The organism is Gemmatirosa kalamazoonensis (genome assembly GCF_000522985.1).
In the GTDB taxonomy this organism is placed as follows: domain Bacteria; phylum Gemmatimonadota; class Gemmatimonadetes; order Gemmatimonadales; family Gemmatimonadaceae; genus Gemmatirosa; species Gemmatirosa kalamazoonensis.
In genome coordinates, this window is record NZ_CP007130.1 from 249584 (window position 1) to 266521 (window position 16938).

Here is a 16938-nt window from a genome sequence, read left to right on the forward strand (position 1 = left end):
CGCCACGCTACGGCACCGAGCGGCCGACCAGCCGACGCAGCTCCGCGCGGGCGACGCGGACGCCGAGCAGCGCGGCGTAGCGATCCGCATCAGCCGTCGCGCGCTCGGCGTCGGCCTCGGCCCTCGCGCTGACCATCGCCAGCCCGGTGCCGGCACGCTCGCTCGCGATCCGCGCCGCGGCGGCCCGCGCGTCGGCCGCGGCCGAGGCTGCGTCGAGCAGGCGCTCGGCACGCACGGCCGCCCGCCACGCGCGGCGGACCGCGACGGCCACTTCCTCGTCGACACGCGCCAGGTTCTCGTCAGCGGCGCGGCGGCGCGCGACGGCCGCCTCGGTCTCGCGGCCGCGACGGCCGAAGTCCCACGCGGTCCAGGCGAACCGCACCCCGCCCGTCCATAGCTGGCGCCCGATGATCGGCGAGAGGTTCTGGCGGACGAGCTGCCCGTAGAGCGCCACGTCGGGGATCCACGCGGCACGTGCCGCAGCCTCCCCGGCCGCCGCCTCGGCGACCTGCTCGCGAGCGGCGTGCACCTCGGGGCTCCCGGCGTGGGCGGCCTGCCGCCACGCGTCCAGCACCGCGGTATCGCCACGCACTGGCGTGTCGACGTCGTCGGTCGCGAGCGTCGATCCGCCAAGCGACACGACGCGCGCGGCGGAGACGTCCGCGCGACGTCCCGACGGCGTCGTCGGGTCGTCGGGGTCCGCGGCCGGCACGGTCAGACGCGGCAGCGGCGCCGGCTCGGCGAGCGTGAGCGGCGCGTCCGGGTCGATCCCGAGAAGCAGCGCGAGCTCGGCCCGTGCGTCCTCGGCCGCGTTCTCCGCCGCGACCACGGCCTGCCGCGCGTCGAGCACGCCCGCCCGCGACGCCGCGCGGTCGGCGTTCACCGCGAACCCTGTCTGCACGGCGCGCGTGGCGTCGAGGTCGCGGGCCTCTCGGGCGGCGAGGGTGAGGCGCGCCGCCGCCGCGCGGCGGTCGGCGATCAGCACCGTCAGGTAGAGCCGCTCGACGTCGAACGCGACGTCGCGTGCCGTCCCCTCGCGCGCGGCCTCGGCCCGACGTGCCGCGGCGTCGGCGGCGCGCACGCCGGCGCCGATGCGAACGAGTGGGGTGAGCGGCTGCGTCACCGTCGCCAGGCCGAACCACGCGGCACGCCCGTCCTGCGCGAGCACGCGGTCGGTGTACGGCACCGGCCGATCCGCGGCGTCCATGCCGAGCGCGCCCTGCGCGATCGCGATGCGCTGCGTCCCCGTGTTGCCGAGCCACTGGCCGCCGACCTCCAGCCGCGGCAGCCGGTCGGCGCGGGCTGCTCGCGACAGTGCGGTCCGCTCGGCCACGCGCTCCGCGGCGATGCGGGTCGCTCGACCGTGTTCGGCGGCGAGCGTCAGCGCCTGATCGAGGGTGAGCGCGATCGTCCGCGGTGAGTCCGGCGCGGCCTGGGCGGCGGCGCGGGTGACACTCGCGGCGAGCGACGCACCGAGCATCGCGAGGACGAGCGCGCCCGTCGCCAGCGATCCGGCGAGCGGCGACTCGCGACGGTGCGCGGCGACCGGAAGGGATACGGGCGCCGCCGTCTGCTCTGTGCCGGCGACCGCCCGACGCTCGGCCCTCCGATCGGCCGCACGCTCGGCGCGCACGAACAGGATCGGCACCACCACCAGCGTGCCCACCATCGAGAAGACGAGGCCCACGGCCAGCACGCTGGCGAGCGGGCTCCAGAGCCCGGAGCCGCTGACGATCAGCGGCACCACGCCCACGGCGGCGGCCATCGTCGTGAGGAAGATCGGGCGGAGCCGGCGGCGTCCCGCGTCGAGCGCGGCCCGCTCGAGCGGCACGCCCGCCGCGCGCAGTGCGAGCGCGTAGTCGACCAGGATGATCGCGTTGCGCACCACGACGCCGGTGAGCGCCGTGAGTCCGAGGTTCGCCGTGAAGCCGAACGGGTTGCCGGTGAGCACGAGCCCGAGCGCGCTGCCGAACAGCGCGAGCGGGATCGACACCATCACGACGAGCGGATGGCGCAGCGTGCGGAACTGCACGAACAGGATGAGGAAGATCCCGAACAGCGACACCGAGAGCGCGACGCTCATCGGCCGCTGGATCTCCCCCTGATTCTCGGTCTCGCCGCCGTAGGTGAGCGTGTAGCCGGGCGGCAGGGTCAGCGCGTCCAGGCGTGGCCGCGCCGTCGCGAGCACGGCGCTCGCGAGGAGCCCAGGTCGCGCGAACGCGAGCACGCTCACGGTGCGCACGCCGTTGCGGCGTACGATGCGACTCGCCTGCCAGTCGGCGCGCACGTCCGCCACCTCGCGCAACGGAAGCCGCGCGCCGGTCGTCGGCGACGTCACGTACGCGTCGGCGATGTCGGCGGGGCCGCGGCGGCTCGCGCTGTCGAAGCGCAGGCGCACGTCCACCCGTCGGCCACCCTCCCAGAGCGTCGTCGCCGGCACGCCGTCGAAGCCGGCGGCGAGCTGCTGCGCGAGATCGCCTTCCGTCAGACCCAGGCGCGCCGCGGCGTCGCGCCGCAGCGCGAGCGTGAGCGCCGGCTGATCGTCACGCCAGTCGGTGCGCACGTACTCGCTCCCCGGCGTCGCGGCGAGGACGCGCACCGCCGAATCGGCGAGCCGGCGCAGCGCCGCCTCGTCGTCGCCGGCGATGCGGATCTCGATGGGCGCCTTCAGCGCGGGCCCCTGCTCCAGCTGCTTCACGAGCACCGTCGCTTCCGGCGCGAGGCGCGCGAGCGGCGCGTGCAGCGACGCCTGCAGCCTGGGCGTGCTCTCCATGTCCGTGGTGTTGACGACGAGCTGGCCGAAGTTCGGGACGTTGAACTCGGGCTCCACGTTGTAGTAGAAACGCGGCGCGCTCCCGCCGACGAACGCGCCGACCTGCGCCACGCCGGGCGTGCGCTCGAGGCGCGCGGCGAGCCGCCGCACGACCGCGTCGGTGGCCTCGAAGCGCGTCCCCTCGGGCATCCACACGTCCACCACGAACTGCGGCCGCTCGGCGGGTGGGAAGAAGCGCTGCGGACGCGTGCCTAACAGCGCGGCGCCGGCCACGACGGACAGCGTCGCGACGGCGAGCGTGAGGCGCTGGCGCGGCATCGCCGCGGCCATCACGCGCGCGTAGGCGCGCTCCATCACGTCGAGCGGGGAAAACCTCCGGGACTCGGGACTCGGGACTCGGGGCTCGGGTGCGGGTGCGGGTGCGGGTGCGGGTGCGGGCGCGGGTGCCGTCCGCTCACGAGTCCCGAGTCCCGAGTCCCGAGTCCCGACGCGCGGCCGCAGCCCCGTGCGGATGAACGCGAGGCAGAGGAGCGGCGTGAGGAACATCGCCACGCCGTAGCTGCAGAGCAGCGCCACCGCGACGGTGAACGGGAGCGCGCGGATGAACTCCCCCACCGTGCCGGGCAGGAGGAGCCCGAGCGGGAGGAAGCTCGCGACGATCGTGAGCGTCGCGCCGAGCACCGGCGTGGCGAGGTCGCTCGCCGCGCGCCACGCCGCGTCGGCGGGCGACACGCCCTCGTCGAGCAGCTCCACGTAGTTGTCGGCGATGACGATCGCGTCGTCCACCACCATGCCTAACGCGACGACGAGTCCGGCGAACGAGATCTGGTGCAGCTCGATGCCTAACGCCCGGAGGGCGGCGACCGTGACCGCGACGGTCGCCGGAATGGCGACCGCGGCGATCGTCGCCACGCGCAGCGGCAGGAGCAGCACCGTCACGAGGATCACCGACAGCACGGCGATCGTGAACTCGCGCCCGAACGCGAACACGCGCTGGCGCACCTGCGTCGGCTGATCGGCGACCCGGGTGATCTCGAGATCGGGCGGGAGCAGCGGGCGCACCCGATCCAGCGCGCGCGCGACGTCCTGGCCGAACGCGACGATGTTGCGCCCCTCCTGCATCTCGATCGACATGAGCACCGCGGGCGAGCCGGCGACGCGCGCCGCGTACGTCGGGTCGACGTAGCGGCGTGTGACCTCCGCGACGTCGCCCAGGCGCACCGGCTGCCCCGTCGGGGCGCCGCCGAGCTGCACGGCGCGCACCTCCTCCTCCGAGGCGAACTGTCCCTGCGGGCGGAGTCGGAGCTCGGCGCTTCCCACGTCGAGCGCGCCGGCATTCACCACGGCGTTGCGGGCGCGCAGCGCGCCGAGCACCTGCGCGGGCGACAGGCCGTACTGCGCGAGCCGCTCGGGACGGACGGTCACGGCCAGCTCCTCCTCCTGCTCGCCCCAGCGGCGCACCTTGGCGGTGGCCGGCACGGCGCGCACCGCATCCTCGATGCGGTCGAGGAAGGTCCGCAGCTCGCGCGGCCCGTAGCGCCCGTCCGGGGCGCGCACGGTGAGCAGCACGGCGGCCACGTCGCCGAAGTCGGCGTCGACGATCGGACCGACGACGCCAGGCGGCAGGTCGAGCGCCGCGGTCTCGTTGAGGTCGTGGCGCAGCATCGCCCAGAACTCGGCGGGCTGCCTAACGCCGTCCTCGAGCTCCACGTTGGCGACGAACAGCCCGGGGCGGCTCGTGGTGTACGTCTTCGCCTTCTTCACCTCGGCCCGCGCGAAGAGACGGCGCTCGATGCGGCGGGCCACCTGCTGCTCGACCTGCTCCGCCGTCGCACCCGGGTAGAGCGCGAGCACGAGCCCCTGGCGGATCGTGATCTTCGGATCCTCGCGCCGCGGCATCGTGAACAGCGCGGTGACGCCGAGGGCGACGAGCAGCGACAGGAGGACGTAGACGACCTGGCGGTTGCGGACGGCGGCGCGGATGACGTTGAAGCGCGCCCCGTGGACGGCCGCGTCGTTAGGCGTGTGCATCATGGCGTGGTCCTCCCGGTGGAGGCGACGGGACCGGCGACGGGACCGGCGATCGCGGCGACACGCGCGCCGTCGCGCAGGCGCTCCTGGCCGGCGACGATGACCGGGTCACCCGCCGCGAGCCCGTCGACGATCTCGACCGCGCCGCCGGCGAGCGGCGCACCCACCGTCACGCGGCGCGCCCGCGCCCGCCCCGCGCCCGCGTCGAGCACGTAGACGCGCGGCGCTCCTTCCGGATCGTGCGCCACCGCCGACACGGGGACGGCGACCACCCGGCTGGAGGCGCCGGTGGCGACGGCCACGCTGGCGACCATGCCGGCACGCAGCACGCGGTCCGCGTTAGGCACCACGACCTTCACCGTGTAGGTGCGGCTCGCCGGGTCGGCGGCGACGCCCACGAGCTGCACGCGTCCCCGCACCGTGCGGCCGAGCGCCGCGAGCTCCACGCGCGCCGGCTGCCCCGGGCGCAGCGCCCCGACGTCCGCTTCCGGCACGCCTACGCGCACCTGCACCTCGTCGAGGGCGACGAGCGTGAACGCGGTGCCGCCCGGCGAGACCGACGCGCCGATCTCGGTACGCTTCGCCGCGACGACGCCGTCGAACGGCGCCGTCAGCGTGGCGTCGCGCAGCCGCTTCGCGGCGAGGTCGCGCACCACCTCCGCCTGCCGCGCCGCGGTGAGGAGCCGCTCGTAGTCGTTAGGCGCGATGCTCCCGGCGTCGAGCAGGGGGCGGGCTCGGCGCAGCTCGTCGGCGGTGCGCTGGGCCTGGAGCTCGGTCTGGCGCAAGGCGAGCGCGTAGTCGGTGGGATCGAGCGCGGCGAGCACCGCGCCGCGGGTCACGGCATCTCCCTCGTCGACGGCCACGCGCGCGACGCGCCCGCCGACCTGGAACGCGAGATCGGCGGTCGCGCGCGCCTCGAGCGCGCCGGCGGCCCGCACCTCGACCGGCCGCTCGACCAGCGCGGCCGGCGCGACGCGCACGGCGGTCGTCGCTTCGCTCGCCGCGTGGGATGCGGAGTCGTCGGCGCGGGCGGCGGCCCCGCATCCGCCGATCGAGAGGAGCGGCAGCGCTGCGACGGCGGCGAGCGCGAGCCGCGACGCCGCGCGCGGCGCCCGGGCCGGCACGACGCGGACGATGTGTTCGCAGGGGGCAGCGCCCAGGGGCGGACGGTGGGGGTAGCGCATACGAGCTCTCCGGGTGGGCGGCAGGCGGCGGTGCCGGCCGTTCTGGCCGCGCCGCGCACGTGCCGTAACGCGAGCATTCGCTCATATGAGCGAATGCTCGCGTCTATATATGAGCGAACGCTCGCCTTGTCAATAGGTGAGTCTTCGCTCATATTTCCCGCCATGCCCTCGCGCCCCACGACCCGCCGCCGCGCGCCCGCTCCCGCCGCCACGCCCACGCCGCCGCTCCCGGTGGTGCCGGACGCACCGCCCGCCGCGCTGCTGCGCCGAGTGCCGCAGCAGGATCGCGGGCAGCGGCGGGTGGACATCATCCTCGACGCCGCCGCGGAGGTGATCGCCGAGGTGGGCGTGGACGGCGCGACGACGAACGCCATCGCCGCGAGAGCGCACACGTCGGTCGGGTCGCTCTACCAGTTCTTCCCGAACAAGGACGCGATCGTCCAGGCGCTCGCGGTGCGGTACACGTCCGCGTTCGAGCAGCTCAAGGACCGGGTGATGGCGCTGGAGGTGGCCGACCTGCCGCTGCACGAGATGATGCAGGGGATCGTGCAGCCGATCGCCGCCTACTGCGACGCGAACCCGACGTACCGGCACGTGTACGCGGCCACGAACGACGCCGTCCGGGGCCCGTCCGCCGAGGAGGCTCGCCTCCACGAGGCCGTGGTGTCGCGCATCGAGGCGCTCATCGCCCGGCGCTGCCCGTGGGTCCCTGCGGCGCAGCGGCACGCGACGGCGGTCGTGCAGGTCGAGACGGTGCACGCGATCCTCTTCCACGTGCAGCTGCGCCCGCCCGAGGAGCGCCCTGCCCTGCGCGAGGAGCTCGTGCGCATGCTCGTCTGCGCGCTCGAGCCGTTCGACCGCATGCGTCCGGCGGGGTGGCCAGAAGGACGCGCCGGCTGACCCAACCGCGAGAGAGCGCCCGCCGCTTCCCGCCGTTTCGACGCCGACACGCGTCGCCAGCGTCCGACGCCCGTCAATGTCCCGCTCCGTACCGCTCTCGCGCGCACGTTTCCAACGTGCGCGTACCGCATGTGGCCTCCGCTCGGCCCCGCGAATCGTAGCGTCGCTGCTCGGATGGGCGCTTTGTGCGTCCGCAGGCTGCAGCGCCGATCCAGCTGTCGGACCGAAGGATGCCGGAGTCTCGGGCACACCGGCTCCCCTCGCGTCCGGAGCGACGGTGGTCGCCGGTACGTTCATGAGCTGCGCGCTCGGTAGTCCAGAGGCGCCCGCGTCGCGCGGCGCAGGGTCCGCAGCATACTGCTGGGGCGATCCCGAGTTCGGTGCGTTAGGCAACCCGGCGGTGACTCGCGACACGGCCCTCCCGGTACCGATCGCGGGCACGCGTCGGTACGTGGCCTTGGCGACCAACGCCGCGATCGCGTTCACCGGGCCGTCCACCGTGTGCGCGCTGACCGCGGCGGGCGAAGCCGACTGCTGGGGCAGCAGTCCCGCGGAGCTCATCGGCCCCGCGGAGAGCGGCTGCACCGGGTGCGTCCGTACACCGCGCGCCGTCGCGACGGCGTACCGATTCCGCCGCTTGAGCGTCGGGTCGGGGCACATCTGCGGCGTCATCGCGGACTCCACGGCCGTGTGCTGGGGACGCGGGACCGAAGGGCAGCTCGGTAACGGCGGTCTCGTCACGTCGTCGACGCCGACACCGGTTGCGGGAGGGCTGCGGTTCGCCGACATCGCCGCAGGCGAGTCGTACACGTGCGGGATCACCGCCGCCGGCGTCGCGTACTGCTGGGGCGCGAACAACCGCGGCCAGCTCGGTGACAGCACGCAGGCGACACGAAGCACACCCGTACGCGTGCGCTTCCCCGGCGCGTTCCGCGCGATCGACGTCGGATCCCTGACCACGTGTGGCGTGTCGACGACCGGCGCGCCGTTCTGTTGGGGACGCACCGACGGTCGCATCACGGCGACGGACAGCGCGTTCTTCTCGCGTACGTCGGTCGCGCCCGTCCCCGTCGAGCTGCCGACCGCCGTGCGCGTCGTGGACATCGGGCTGCTCAACCTGTGCGCGATCGGACAGGACGACGTGACGCGCTGCTGGGGATGGGGGACGCACGGAGAGACCGGCCCGACCGACGAGACACGATGCCGGCAGGCGTCCGTGGAGCTGTACTGCTTTCCCGGGCGGATCGACGCGCCGACGCTGACAGAGGTGCACGTCGGCGTCTATCACGCCTGCGGGCGCGCGCGGGACGGTGCGATCTACTGTTGGGGCGGCAACTTCCATCTGGGTGCCGGCGGGCCGACCTACGCGAACCAGCCCACACCGCAGCGCATCGGCGTGCCGTGAAGAGCCCCATCCGGTGATGCGACCCATCGCCGCCGATCGCCTGCTGCGCCGCGCGGACTGGTGCTGGCTGTTGCCCGAGGGACGTGTCGCGCGGGTGATCTGTCTCGCCACCGACGACCTCTGCGCGTCGGCTCGCGTCGTGGCGGACGACGCGACGGCCTGCGGTACCATCCGTGGCGTGGAGCGGGTCGACATCGCGAGCGTGTCGACGCGCGACGGGCAGTACGACCTGGCGCTCGCCACGAACTGCGACGCGTCGACGCTGTCGCGTGCACGCCAGGCGCTGCGCGCAGAGGGCGCGCTGTACGTCGAGTGCGGAGCGAGGACGGTCGGCGGCGTGAAGCGTCTCGAGCGGCGCCTGCACGCCGCAGGGTTCGGCGATGTGCAGCGCGTGATGCGTTGGGATGCGTCCGACGCAGACCGTGCGTGGCTGCCGCTCGATTCGGCGCGGGCCCTCCGGCACTACTTCCTTCGGCACCACGTGTCGGCACGGCATCCGATGCGCCGCTTCTGGCTGCTGATGCAGCGGCGCGCGGCGTTGGTCCTCGTGGCCGGTGGCTGGCTTCCGCGCGGCACGGTACTGATCGCGCGCGCGGTCGACACGCGGCGGAGTCTCCGGGCGCCACAAGGGAAGGCTGCGAACCGCGGCACGGTGCCGTGGTGGGTCGGTGCGGCGTCGCGGTTGCTCGCCGAACCCGCGTCGAACGATTGGCTGCTCCTGACGCCCGGGTCCAATGCGGAGGCGAAGGCGGTGGGCCTCGTCCTCGATCGGGCGGCGAAGTGGCCCCGTGCCGCGGTGAAGCTCGGTCGCACTGGGGAAACCATGGCGCGTTGCGAGCGTGGCCTGCGCGCGCTCGAACGACTGCGCGAGTATGGGGTCACGGCGCTCGGCCACGCACCGGAGCCGGTCGGGCGACTCGTGGACGCGCACGGCCGTCTTCGAGGGACGGTCGAGAGCGCGGTGAGCGGCCGGCGCCTCGACACGGCGGTACGGTCCGACACCGTCTCGCGGCTCACCGTCGAGACGACCGACTGGCTGACCGCGCTGGCCATCGCGACACGTGGCCCACCGCGAGACGACGCCTGGGAGCGACTGCTCCGCCCGACGGTGGACCGCTTCCGTGATGGCGCGGGTGGCCTCGTCGATTCCGCACTGTGCGAGGAGGCCGTGGCCCTCCTCGCGGGAGTGAAGTCCCTGCCCACGGTGTTCGAGCACCACGACTGCCGGCCGTGGAACATCTACCGCACGCGCGACCACCGCCTCGTGGCGTTCGACTGGGACAACGCCCGCCCCCACGGGCTGCCCGCGTTCGACCTGCTGCAGTGCCACGCCTATCTCGCGTTCGCGGTCGACGGCACGCTGGCGACGGGGCGCTACGCGTGGTCGCACCGCCGCGCGGAGGCAGGGCGGCTCGGCGGCGTGCGGCGAGCCTGCCGCGCGCGGTACGCGGACGCGGTGGGTCTCGACGACTACGCGATGCGGGCGATGCGTGCGTTCGTCTGGATGCGGCTCTGCGCGGACGAGGTGGAGGTGCGCCGGGCCGGTGGCGCGCCCCTCGCCAGAAGCGACGTCGCGCAGTCCCTGCTCGGGCTCTGGGAGGCCGAAGCGCGCGCAGCGCTCGCCTGAGCGGACGCCCGCCCGCGGCCTTATGTTGGGCCCGTCCCCGTTCGCCCCTGAAGCTGCGACGCGATGGTCGCGCTCCCGATCAACGAGAACGCCTAACGATCACGAAGCCGTGACCGCCCTGACCGGTGCGCACGAGCGACGCGACACGACACGCGTCGAGGAACCAGCGCGGGACGCGCGCGTGATGCTGCTGCTCGATGCGCTGCAGGTGAACGGCCCGTCCCGGCTCGTCGTCGCACTCGCGACGTCGCTGCGCGACCGCGGAATGGACGTACGCGTGGCGTATCTCGGGCTTGGCGACTGGCCGGAGGGGGCCGAGACGCTGCGGGCGCGCCGCATTCCAGTGCTCGACCTCGGGTTGCGCAGTCTGCTGGATCCTCGTCCCTGCCTCCGGCTCGCGGCACATCTGCGTCGCGACGCGGTCCGCGTGCTTCATACGCACAACCGGTACGCGCACCTCGTGGGGCGACCGGCGGCGGCGATCGCCCGGTGCGGCCTCGTGTCGACCGATCACTGGATCGTCGAGACGGACCTCGGTGTTCGCGGATGGATCCGGCGGCGGCTGGACGACATGAGCGTGCGGGCGTTCCGCGGCGAGATGGTGATGGTCTCGCACGCGCAGCACGCCGAGCACGCACGGCGCGGGCGGCTGCGATCGTCCCACACGGAGATCGTCCACAACGGCGTCGATGCCGACGCGTTCCAACCGGACGCGGACGCCCGTCACCGCGTTCGCGCCCGACTGGGCATCGACGACGCGACCCCGGTGCTCATGTCGGTGGCCGTGCTGCGGCCGGGAAAGGGACACGAGCACCTGCTCAAGGCCATGCGCCGGCTCCATGACCGGGTGCCCAGGGCGCGACTCGTCATCGTGGGTGACGGAAGCGAGCGCGTTAGGCTCCAGCAGGCTGCGTCCGCACTCGCGTTGGACGCGGTCGTCCACTTCCTCGGCACGCGCCTCGACGTCGCCGAGCTGCTCGCGGCGGCCGATGCGTACGTGCATCCGTCACAGTTCGAGAGCTTCCCGACGAGCGTCATGGAAGCGATGGCGACGGCGCTGCCGGTCGTGGCGACCGCCGTCGGCGGCGTGCCGGAGCTCATTCGGCACGACGACACGGGCCTGCTGGTGCCGCCCGGGGAGCCGGACGCACTGGCGAGCGCCATGGAGCACGTGCTCCGTCCCGCGGTGGCGGCGCGGCTCGGCGCAGCGGCGCGATCCTGGGTCGAGACCCACGCCTCGCACGACGCGTGGGTCGAACGGCACCGGGCGCTCTATCGACGCGTCGCCGCCGCGCGATAGTCGCGAACCGTCAGGACGCGACCGCGTCGCACGTCAGGAGATCTCGGGCTGACGATAGCGCTTGAGCGACGGCGCGTGCTTGGCGATCCGCGTGTCGAGCTCGCAGTGGCAGTTCGGGCAGTTCAACTGGAACGCGTCGCGCGCCGCCTGCCGGTGGGTCTCGGTGAAGACGATCTCGGACAGCCGCTGCTCGTGCAGGTTCCCGAGTCGGAACGTCACATAGCACAGCTTCACCGTGCCGTCGGCTCCCACCCAGATCATCTGGTAGTTGTCGCACGGCACGCGCATGTCGGGGCCCTTCAGCAGCCAGTCGGGCATCGACCGCATCGCCTCGACCGTCTGCGTGAACCGGGCCGGGTTCTCCGCGCGACGGCGGAGCATCTCGCCGACCACGGCGCGGATCGCCGGCTCGTCCTCGGGCCGGAACTGCAGGCAGCGGTCCGGGCCCTCGTCGAAATACGGCAGCGAGTAGTGGATCAGATCCGTGCGTACGGTAAGGTCGTACTTCTCCGCGAACGCGAGCATCGCGTCGAACGCCTCGACCGAGCAGGTCGGGCGCATGAGGAGCCAGTTGATGCGCAGCGACACGGCGCTGCCGTAACGCTCCCGCACGCGCGCGATGCTGGCCTCGACGCGCGCGAAGCGCCCCTTGCGCTGCGCGTATTGATCGTACGCGTCGCCCACGCCGTAGAAGCCGATCGTGACCCGCCGCAGACCGGCCGCATAGAGCGTGTCGATCTGCTCCCCGAGTCGGATGGCGTTGGTCGTGACGTAGCACTCGAGACCGAGACCCACCGTATGCTCCACCATCTTCGGAAGGTCAGGATGCAGCAGCGGCTCGCCGCCATAGAGGCGGACGTCCCACATGCCGATCTCTCGCGCGTCGTCGAGGAGGTCGCGCACGATCGGCCAGGGCAGCTGGCTGCCCGGCATGAAGTCCCGGCCGTACCGGCACCCGACGCACCGCTGGTTGCAGTGCGCGGTGATCGCGATGTGGAGGCGCCGGGGCTCGGGCCGGATCAGAACGGGGAGCGCCCGCGCAGCGGAAAAACGCGTGCGCTCGATCTGCTCGTCGATGGCCCGCGCCCCCTGCCAGAGTCGCGGGTGCCGCTTCAGCGTGTCTGCCAGCGCCGTGCGCAGGTGAGAACGGATCGACATGGGCAGATCCTCGGGATGGCCCGCGGTGAGGCGCCTAACTTGTGCCTCATGCCGACAGACCGCAAGGTCGGCACTGCGGCGACTGGGCCCAGTCGATCACAGTGACTGTCGACAGTCGACGCGATTGTGCCGCGCATTGGCCGCAGTCGCTGCAACGGCCTAACGAGACACGTCGGATCCGTGCGCTCGGGCGACATGCGCGCGTCCGCCCACATGTCGCGTCCCCTCACCTGGGGCTAGCTTACCGGCACGGCGCGACGTCGCGATGACCGTCGCAGCCGCCACCCTGTCCGGAGAGATGTCCGCATGCGCACGTGCCCTACACGCTGGCTCGGACTCCGGTGGCGCCTGGCGCGCGCGGTCGCCGCCGCGGGCGTCGCGCTCGCGGCCACCGCATGCGGGGGATCCGGCGCGGCGCGCCCGTCCGCCGACTCCGCCGCGGCATCCGGAAGCGCTACGCCATCGGGAAACGCCGCGGCGCCCACGCTCGTCGTCGGCGGCCGCTACGAGACGCTGCCCGGGACGATCGTGTGCCCCACCGCGGCCGCGCTCGGCCGGGTGAGCGACGTCGCGCGGCAGCGCGACACGTCGGCCTTCTTCAAGGCGCTCGAGGACGCCGGCTGCTCGCCGGTCGTCGCCGGCGCGATCGTGCAGGTCGCCGAACAGCAGCAAGCGGTCGCGCGCGTGCGCCGCGCCGGCGACACGAGCACGTACTGGACGAGCGCCGACAAGCTGTCGCCGCGCTGACCTTCCCTGCCCCGCCGTCCGCGCCCCGCCATCGCCCCCATGCGCCGGATCCTCCGCACGGCCGCCGCCGTCCTCACGCTCGGCACGCTCCCCGTCGCGCTCTCCACCGCGCCGGCCGCGGGTCAGCCGACCGCGCGCGTGGACCACGCCGAGCACCACGAGTTCGTGCTCGAGCAGTTCCGCACCGAGAGCGGCGTCGTGCTGCCGCGCGCGCGGGTCGTCTACGGGACGTACGGCCGACTCGATGCCGCGCGCGACAACGCGGTGCTCGTCCCGTCGCACTACATGGCCGACCATCACGGCTACGACTGGCTGATCGGGCCGGGCCGCGCGCTCGACACGGCGCGAGTGTTCGTGGTCGCGACGGAGCTTTTCGGCAACGGACACTCGTCGTCGCCGAGCAACACGCCCGAGCCGTTTCACGGACCCCGGTTCCCCGTGACGACGATCCGCGACAACGTCGAGGCGGTGCACCGGCTACTCACCGAGGAGCTGAGGATCACGCACCTGCGGGCCGTCGTCGGCTTCTCGATGGGCGCCGAGCAGGCGTTCCAGTGGGCCGTGAGCTACCCGGACTTCGCCGACCGCATCGTCGCGACCGCGGGCACGGCGAAGACGTACGGACACGGCGTCGTACGCCTGGAGGGGCAGATCACGGCGCTCACCGCCGACTCGGCGTTCGCCGGCGGCGACTATACCGCGCCACCTCGCCGCGGCCTCGATGCGTTCGCGATGGTCTGGGCGGGATGGCTCTACTCGCAGGAGTGGTGGCGCCGCGAGCTCTGGCGGGGCACCGTGCCGCCGGGGACCACGTTCGCGCAGGTGCTGGAGAACTACCGCACGCGCTTCCTGCACAACGCCGACGCGAACGACCTGATCCTCCAGGCGCGCACGTGGGAGCGCCACGACGTGGGCGGCACACCGGGCTTCGGCGGCGACGTGGAGCGCGCGCTCCGGTCGATCCGCGTGCCGGTGCTCTACATGCCGTCGGAGACGGACCTCTACTTCCCGGTCGGCGACGCGCGATACGAGGCGCAGTTCATCGCGCACGTGGAGCTGGTGCCGATCCCGTCGCTCTGGGGACACCCGGCGGGCGCGGGCGCCGGCCCGGGCGACGCGCAGTTCCTCAACGAGCACATCGCCCGGTTCCTCCGCTTCTGAGGCTGCCCGACGCGCGCTCGAACGTGGCCGCGTCGTGTCAGTCCGCACGGAGCACGATGTTCGGGTCGGTGCGCGCGGCCCGCAGCGCCGGCCGCGCGCACGCCGCCGCCGCGACGACGAGCAGCACGCCGGCGACGGCGCCGAAGACACGCACGTCGCGCGCAGACTGCTGAAAGAGCAGCGGCTGCAGCCGACTGCTCCCCGCGAGCGCGAGCAGCGTCCCGCACGCGACGCCGCCCGCGGCGAGCCGCACGCCCTGGCCGACGACGACGCGCACGATGTCGGTCGATCGCGCGCCTAACGCGGCGCGCACGCCGAGCTCGTGGCCGCGCTGCGCGACGTCGTATGCGACGACGCCGTAGAGCCCCGTCGCCGCGACGACGACGGCGAGCACGCCGAGAGCGACGAACAGCGACGCGCCGATGAGCCACGAGCGACGCTTCGCATCCATCAACGCCTGCGCCGGCCGCACGACGACGAATGCGGCACCGGGGAGCGCGGCCTGCAGCGCGCGGCGCACGCCGCCGGCCGCCGCGTCCGGATCGGTGCGCAGGCGCACGAGCATCGTGTTCGCGCGGAAGTCGAGCTGGCCGTCGGGCACGTAGTAACGCATCGGGTGGTCGGCGACTGGGTCGTGCAGCGCGTTCTCGGCGACGCCGACGACCGTGGTGCACGGCATCGTGTCCGCCGAGGCGCGCCACGCGATTCGCACGCAGCGGCCTAACGGATCGCGCCCCGGCCACAGCGCGCGCGCCATCGCCTCGCTCACCACGAGCACGCGCGCTGCGCCGACGCGGTCCTGCTCGGTGAGCGCGCGGCCACGCACGATGCGCGTGCCCATCGTCGCGAAGTAGTCGCCCGAGACGGTCTGGAAGGTGAAGCGCCCGCGCCGCCGCAGCGAGTCGACGCCCGGCACCGCGAGGCTCAGCGTCGACGTGCCGGGCGCGAACACCGGGTTCGTCACCCACGCGACGTGGGTGACCTCGGGACGGGCGAGCGCGGCATGCGCGAGGTCCGCGCGGACGCGCGCCTCGCCGAGCGAGTCGAGCGGCGTGCCGCGTCGCTCCCACCGCGCGACGAGCAGTGGTCCGAGGTCGTAGCCGAGCCGCAGCGCGCGCACGTGCGCGAGGCTGCGCACGAACAGCCCGGCGCCGACGAGCAGCACGACCGAGAGCGCGCACTGCACGAGCAGCAGCACCGCACGGGCCGGCGAGCGACGGTAGCTCATCTCACGCTCGCCCGCGCGCAGCGTCCCGATCGGATCGGTGCGCTCGACGAAGAGCAGCGGCGCGACGCCGGTGAGGATCGCCGTGCCGACGGCGGCCACGAGCGCGGCGACGAGCGTGCGCCCGTCGATCACCGCGCCGGCCGACGTACCGGCGGGTGCCGCGTCCGCGAGTACGAGCCGCTGCAGCGCGGCGCCCGTCCATCGGGCGACGACGAGCCCGATGCCGACGCCGAACAGCGACAGCAGGAGGCTCTCGGTGAGCGCCTGCGCGGCGAGCCGCCAGCGCGAGACGCCTAACGCGAGGCGCAGCGCCACCTCGCGCCGGCGCCCCAGCGCGCGGGCGAGGAACAGGTTCGCGACGTTCGCGCACGCGATGAGCAGCACGGCGAGCGCGACGCCGGCGACCCAGCGCAGCGTGCGCGCCTCGAGTCCGGGGTCGGGGCCGATCGCGGTGCGGATCGGTCCCGCGATCGCGCGGACGCGCGCCGAGTCGAGCGACGCATAGCTCGGATGCACGACGCGCGACGCGACCCAGCTCCGCTCGAACGCCCGCGTCAGATCGGCCGTCGCCGCGTCGCGCGTCACGCCGGGGCGGCGGCGGACGAGCATCTGGACCCAATCCCAGCTGTATCCCACGTAGTACGGATCGCCGACGCCCGCGCCGAGGTGCGTCGCGTACGCGGTGATCGGCACGTACACCGCCGGCGCGCGTCCCTCGGCGACGCCGGCGAAGTCGCGCGGCGCGATGCCGACGATCGTGTACGACCCGTCGCCGACCTGCAGCCGCTCGCCGATCGCGTCGCGCCCGCCGAGTGCCGACTGCCAGTACGCGTAGCTCACGACGGCGACGTCGCTCCCGGTCGGCACGACGTCGTCGGAGGGCGTGATGAAGCGGCCCGACGTCGGGCGCGCATCGAACAGCGCGAAGAAGTCGCCGCTGACGCCGAACACCATCTCCTCGCGCGCGCCCTCGCCGCTGCCGACGCCGTGCGTCGCGGCGGTGAACGCGGCCGTCTGCGCGAGCGACGTCGACCAGCGCGCGAGGTCGCGGTAGCGCGTGTAGGGATACAGCGTGTATGGCCTGTCGTCGTTCCACCCCGCGGTCCTGAGGTAGACGCGGTCGACGTGGCTCGCGTCGCGAAGGTAGGGAAACGGCCGCAGCATGAGCCGGTCGATCGCGCCGAACAGCGCGGCGTTCCCGCCGAGTCCGAGGCCCAACGTGAGCACGACGGCGGCGGTGAAGCCGGGCGACCGCCGCAGCCCGCGCAGCGCGTGCCGCACGTCCTCGCTGCGTCGCTCGAGCCAGGGCACCGACCATCGCGCGCGCGCCCCGGCGTTCACCGGTAGCGTGCTCCAGCCGCGCACCGTCGCGAGCAGCTCGCGCATCGCGGTCGAGGCGCCACCACGCCCCGACGCCAGGCCGC

Annotated in this window: 10 protein-coding genes; 6 read left to right on the forward strand and 4 right to left on the reverse strand. The window is 73.8% G+C overall.

Features of this window, described 5'->3' with window-relative positions; translation table 11 throughout:
* Window positions 1-7 precede the first annotated feature (7 nt).
* Together J421_RS28935 and J421_RS28940 are read right to left on the reverse strand one after the other, a co-directional pair.
* On the reverse strand, window positions 8-4807 hold the full coding sequence (locus J421_RS28935; protein WP_025414612.1) for an efflux RND transporter permease subunit: 4800 nt from the start codon (window positions 4805-4807) through the stop codon (window positions 8-10).
* Entirely contained in the window at window positions 4804-5928 is a 1125-nt protein-coding gene (locus tag J421_RS28940) for an efflux RND transporter periplasmic adaptor subunit (protein ID WP_025414613.1), read from the reverse strand. The genes J421_RS28935 and J421_RS28940 overlap by 4 nt, the downstream gene beginning before the upstream one ends.
* A gap of 222 nt (window positions 5929-6150) precedes the next feature.
* On the opposite strand from J421_RS28940, the gene J421_RS33225 reads away from it, so the two are divergent.
* The 4 genes from J421_RS33225 (at window position 6151) to J421_RS28960 (ending at window position 11220) form a co-directional block, all read left to right on the forward strand.
* Window positions 6151-6888: a TetR/AcrR family transcriptional regulator gene (locus tag J421_RS33225; RefSeq protein WP_158508968.1), complete on the forward strand. Its 738-nt coding sequence runs from the start codon at window positions 6151-6153 to the stop codon at window positions 6886-6888.
* A gap of 457 nt (window positions 6889-7345) precedes the next feature.
* Complete coding sequence (locus J421_RS28950; protein WP_025414615.1) at window positions 7346-8293, forward strand: RCC1 domain-containing protein; 948 nt, start codon at window positions 7346-7348, stop codon at window positions 8291-8293.
* A 13-nt stretch (window positions 8294-8306) separates the two neighbouring features.
* Window positions 8307-9920, forward strand: a complete 1614-nt coding sequence (locus J421_RS28955) for an aminoglycoside phosphotransferase family protein (RefSeq protein ID WP_148306616.1) — start codon at window positions 8307-8309, stop codon at window positions 9918-9920.
* 109 nt (window positions 9921-10029) lie between these two features.
* Window positions 10030-11220 carry a glycosyltransferase gene (locus tag J421_RS28960; RefSeq protein ID WP_025414617.1) on the forward strand — a complete coding sequence of 397 codons (1191 nt, stop codon included), beginning with the start codon at window positions 10030-10032 and terminating at the stop codon, window positions 11218-11220.
* 33 nt (window positions 11221-11253) lie between these two features.
* Here J421_RS28960 and J421_RS28965 read toward each other — a convergent pair whose 3' ends face one another.
* A complete protein-coding gene (locus tag J421_RS28965) occupies window positions 11254-12378 on the reverse strand; it encodes a radical SAM protein (protein WP_025414618.1) in 1125 nt (374 codons plus the stop codon).
* A gap of 306 nt (window positions 12379-12684) precedes the next feature.
* Between J421_RS28965 and J421_RS28970 the strand changes: the two genes are divergently transcribed.
* On the forward strand, window positions 12685-13125 hold the full coding sequence (locus J421_RS28970; protein WP_025414619.1) for a hypothetical protein: 441 nt from the start codon (window positions 12685-12687) through the stop codon (window positions 13123-13125).
* Window positions 13126-13164: 39 nt separating this feature from the next.
* A complete protein-coding gene (locus J421_RS28975; protein WP_025414620.1) occupies window positions 13165-14286 on the forward strand; it encodes an alpha/beta fold hydrolase in 1122 nt (373 codons plus the stop codon).
* A 37-nt stretch (window positions 14287-14323) separates the two neighbouring features.
* Here the strand turns inward: J421_RS28975 and J421_RS28980 are convergent, their stop codons facing one another.
* Window positions 14324-16900 (reverse strand): ADOP family duplicated permease, encoded by a 2577-nt coding sequence (locus tag J421_RS28980; RefSeq protein WP_025414621.1) that lies wholly within the window; start codon window positions 16898-16900, stop codon window positions 14324-14326.
* Window positions 16901-16938 lie beyond the last annotated feature (38 nt).